This is a genomic window from Variovorax sp. P2_H12 (assembly GCF_056403395.1).
In genome coordinates this window covers 1-365 of record NZ_JBFUFO010000326.1, presented here as the reverse complement: position 1 = coordinate 365, position 365 = coordinate 1, and the positions used below count along the sequence as shown (strand labels likewise).

General features: G+C 64.9%; 1 protein-coding gene and 1 pseudogene. One reads left to right on the top strand and one right to left on the bottom strand.

The features are described 5' to 3' along the window. Positions 1 to 246: pseudogene (locus AC1DYK_RS36350) on the bottom strand (IS1380 family transposase); the annotation flags it as partial. Between AC1DYK_RS36350 and AC1DYK_RS36345 the strand changes: the two are divergent. After that, the coding region (locus AC1DYK_RS36345) for a MerR family DNA-binding transcriptional regulator (RefSeq protein ID WP_478170681.1) at positions 245 to 365 on the top strand (121 nt) is incomplete at its 3' end. The pseudogene AC1DYK_RS36350 and the gene AC1DYK_RS36345 overlap by 2 nt on opposite strands.

Genomic DNA, 365 nt, shown 5'->3' with positions numbered 1-365 from the left:
CCCCGCTTGGGACTTGTGTCCGTGCGGCTCGCACAGCGGCGTCACCCGAGGCGGCCAGGGTTCCGACCAGGCGGGAGACGGTCGGGTCAGAGGCCAGCAGACCGAAGACGCCGGCTCTGCCCGCAGCATGCCGATGTCAGCAAGGCGGTCCCCGCCGAGCGCGACAGGCAGGGGAAGGTCCGGGAGGACCTTCCCGTGATCGTGCACTGCCCACGTTGTTGGCCACATCACCAGCGCAGCGCATATGGAGAGAGACACCACCATGATGACAATCGGCGAACTTGCCGAAAAAACAGGGGTCACACCACGCATGCTCCGCTATTACGAACAGCAAGGGCTGCTCACACCCTGGCGTGGAAGCAATG